Genomic DNA, 4,106 nt, shown 5'->3' with positions numbered 1-4,106 from the left:
CGGGGCAAAAGCATCGCCGATTTGTATACCTTCATCTATTGGCAAGCCTGGCACATGCTGGACCCCGCCGGTCAACAGGCCCTCTTGGTAATGCCGTTCCCGGCGATGATACCCTGCATTACACCTTCCCCGCAGCGTTAGGCGCGCAATATCCCGCCTCAACCCCCGAACCTCATGATTTTGATATTGACTACACCCCAAAGGTAAAAATGGTGGTCAAAAAAGCCGCCGGTGGGGGCTGTGGTTAAAGCGAGCATAGTATCTGCGGTTAGTTGGAGACGTTCTGAGAGTAAGAGCAAGCCGGGGAAATAGCAGCTTGCTCTTTTCTTTAACCGTAAGGTCACAAAACTACTTTAGCCTGTGCAGGGCGTATTTGAATCATATTTTGACATTTCAAAACCGGCTGGTAGTATACAGTCAGGAGGCACAATTACCCCGGCATGCACAATTCTGATCGCTCCCGGTTCTTGTTTCGGCCACCCCACGTTGGCCTGGCCCTGGGTGGGGGTGGCGCTCGCGGTTTGGCGCACATTGGGGTGCTCAAGGTTTTGGAGCAAGAACAGGTTCCCCTTGATTGCCTGGTTGGAACAAGTATGGGCGGCGTTATTGCGGCGGCCTATGCTGCGGGCCGATCTCTGGCAGAACTGGAAACCGAGGCGCTGCACATGGCCGATCTGAGCCACCTGGTCAAATTGGTCACCTGGACGCCGCCCTGGCACAGCCTGCTGGGTAGCCAGCGCGTGCGGCAGTACTTTGCTCAAATTTTGGGCGACAACCTCACCTTTGACGCCCTCCAATTGCCCCTGGCCCTAACCGCAGTGGACCTTTTGCGCGGCCAGGAAGTGATTCTTAACCAGGGTTCGGTGGTAGAGGCAGTGCTGGCCACAACGGCTATTCCGGGGGCATTCCCGCCGGTAGAAAAAGACGGCTGCCGGCTGGTTGACGGCGGGGTGCTCAATAACGTTCCGGCCGACGTGGCGCGCCGGTTAGGGGCCGAGGTGGTGATTGCGGTGGATGTGGTTGCTAATCTGGCTTGCCGCGAGCCGGGAGAGAATGACGAGGCCCCGGCCAAACCGCCCTTACCTGCCATTCTGCGGGATATCTGGCAGGCCGAATTGATCATGATTGCCGCCCTCAGCCAAAACAGGCTCCAACGAGCGCAACCGGAGATACTGATCCGCCCTCAAATTCCGGTTGACGTTACGGTGTTGACCGGTTTCACCCGGGCCGGGGAAATCATTGCGGCCGGGGAAGAGGCCACCCGGGAGGCGCTCCCCCAGATCCGCGAAGCGCTCCAATCCAGATTGCGCCGGGCCCACCTCACCTGGCGGCGCTTGTTTTCACGAGAGAGAAAGCCTTTATCTCAACAACCTGTTCCCCCATCCTAAACACCTCCCCCTCGCCGCGCCCAAACAAAAACCTCCGCTGTAATTTCATTATGTGAATGTCTGTTTGGTGATTATATGGTATAATGGTTAACATAGGCAAAAATTTTCATAAACCTGTTTTCAAGGGTGAAAAAGGTATGATACCTTGCTTGCCAACCATACCTCATCTGATTGCCTTGATAATCCTACTGGCTGTAGTGTGTGTTTTACCCTGGCTGTTGACAACCTTCTCTGTAGTTCAGTCCCCGGAAGAAAATAACTCCACATCGGTTTGGATGGATTTAGTTTAAATGGATGCATTTCAATGGAGAAATGAAAAATGAAAACATCCTTAAAAACCATATTATTCCTGGGCATTTTATTGACCCTTCTCTGGCCATGGCCAACATTGCAAGCCCAGGAACCCGAGGTAAAATTTGACCACCCTGTTCAACTCAACGCGGAGCCGCTGGGCGCTTTTATTCAAGATAGCGACGGCTTTTTGTGGATGGGCACCAAAAGCGGACTCATCAAATATAACGGCCTGGACATCCAGGTGTACAAACAAGGCCCTGATTCGCTATCGGAGAATTTAGCCTGCTCCTTGCTTGAAGATCAAAAGGGGATGTTGTGGCTGGGCACAAGTTCAACGGGTCTGAACAGGTATGATAAAAACACAAACACCTTCACCTATTATCAGCATGACCCTGATAATCCCCACAGCTTGAACAGCAACAACATTACCTGCCCCAATCGGCAGGCGCTGTTTGAAGATAAGGCCGGCATATTATGGATAGGCACCGACCATGGCCTCAATAAGTTTGACCCGGCGACCAACATCTTTACCCATTACCAAAATAGCCCGGATAACCCCCATAGCCTGAGTCATAGCCATGTTTTTGCCATATTTGAAGACAGCGCCGGAACATTATGGGTGGGCACTAAAGAAGGTTTAAATAAATTTGACCGGGCGACCGAAGCCTTTACCGCCTATAAAAATGATCCCCAGAACCCCCAGAGTCTGAGCGATAATTGGATAAATGCCATTCACGAAGATAAAGCCGGGGTTTTGTGGGTGGGCACCCAGAACGGCCTGAATAGATTAGAAAAAGATAACGGCACGTTTACCCGCTTTATGCACAATCCAGACGACCCTAACAGTATCGGAAATAATTTTGTTTACAATATCTCCGAAGACAGTTCCGGCGCCCTCTGGATAGCCCATGCTGTTGCCCAGGAATACGGTTTGAGCAGTTTAGACCCGGCTCGCAAAACCTTCTCTCGATACGCCCCTGACCCGGATAATCCCCAGAGTATCAGTTCAAGCTTTGTCGTGGCCGTCCTTGAGGATCGTTCCGGTATTTTGTGGGTTGTTAACGGCGGGGGGGCGGTAGACAAATATGATAAAAACATGCAGAATTTTCAGTTATACCAACAGCAACTGGCCAGCCCCAATGCGCTGAATATCCCCATTGCGCCCATCTTTGAAGACAGCGCCGGCATCCTCTGGTTCGGAACGGTATTGGAGGGGTTGAAAAAGCTCGACAGAACCACGGGGATTGTAACCCATTATCCGCCTGATCCCAATGATCCGCAGGGGATTCCCGCTGCTTTTGTCTCGGCCATTTTGGAAGACAGCGCCGGCGCCTTCTGGATTGGCACCTTTGGCGGTGGGTTGAGTGTATTTGACCGGGAGACAGGCAAAACAACCAAACACCATCTCCCCGATCCAAACGATCCCACCGGTATCTTGCCCAGCCAGCAGGTGAGGTTCATTCTTGAAGATAAGGACGCCCCCAATATTCTGTGGCTGGCCTCCCTGAATGCCGGGCTGGAAAAATTCAATAAACAAACCGAAACCTTCACCCACTATGTGCCGGACCCGCAAAACCCCAACAGCCTGACCAACAATATATTTTATACTCTCTTTGATGATGGGCAGGGCCATCTCTGGATACCCACCTCCGGCGGGCTGGAAAAATTCAATAAACAAACCGAAACTTTTACCCACTACACCCACCATCCAAACGACCCGCATAGTCTTGGGGCCGACAGAACAACTGAGGTTTACCAAGATATGGCCGGACGCTTGTGGGTAGCCACCTTTGGCGGCGGGCTTAACCTGTTTGATCCGGGGCAAGAGACGTTTACCCGCTATACCGCAGAAACCGGCTTGCCCACCAACGAGATCAACAGCATTTTGGAAGATGACCAGGGTGATCTCTGGCTGGGCACAACTGCCGGGCTTATTAGGTTTAATCCCAACAATGGCGATGTGAAACAGTATACCCAGAGTGATGGTTTGCAAGGTGATATATTTTTTGAAAGCGCCCGTCTCAAGGCCAGGGACGGCAGTTTGTGGTTCGGCGGCATAAACGGGATCAATAGCTTTTACCCCGATCAGATCACGGATAATCCCTACGTGCCGCCGGTTTATATCACCGCGTTGAAGCAGGGCGGCGAGGAGATGCCCTTAGACCGGGCGCCGGAAAGAGTCAAGGAATTGACCCTGGATTGGCCCAACAACTTTTTTGAATTTGAATACGCCGCGCTTAATTACACCCAGCCCCAAAAAAATCAGTACGCCTATATTCTGGAAGGATTTGACCAGGAATGGTACCAGGCCGGAACGCGCCGCTTTGGCCGTTACTCCGGCCTGCCGGGCGGCGAATATACCCTGCGCGTTAAAGGCTCCAATAATGACGGCATCTGGAACGACGAAGGCGCGTCGCTGAAGAT

2 protein-coding genes are annotated in these 4,106 nt (G+C 52.3%); both read left to right on the top strand.

Annotated elements, in window-relative coordinates:
• Positions 1–440: 440 nt before the first annotated feature.
• The gene (locus JW953_13715) at positions 441–1,388 is read left to right on the top strand and encodes a patatin-like phospholipase family protein (GenBank protein ID MBN1993754.1); all 948 of its coding nucleotides are present in this window, start codon (positions 441–443) and stop codon (positions 1,386–1,388) included.
• A gap of 319 nt (positions 1,389–1,707) precedes the next feature.
• Positions 1,708–4,106 (top strand): histidine kinase (locus JW953_13710; GenBank protein MBN1993753.1); only part of this gene is annotated, 2,399 nt, incomplete at its 3' end.

It is taken from the genome of Anaerolineae bacterium (assembly GCA_016931895.1).
Lineage (GTDB): Bacteria > Chloroflexota > Anaerolineae > 4572-78 > J111 > JAFGNV01.
The sequence above is the reverse complement of the archived record's forward strand: the minus strand, read 5'-3'. Positions and strand labels throughout refer to the sequence as shown.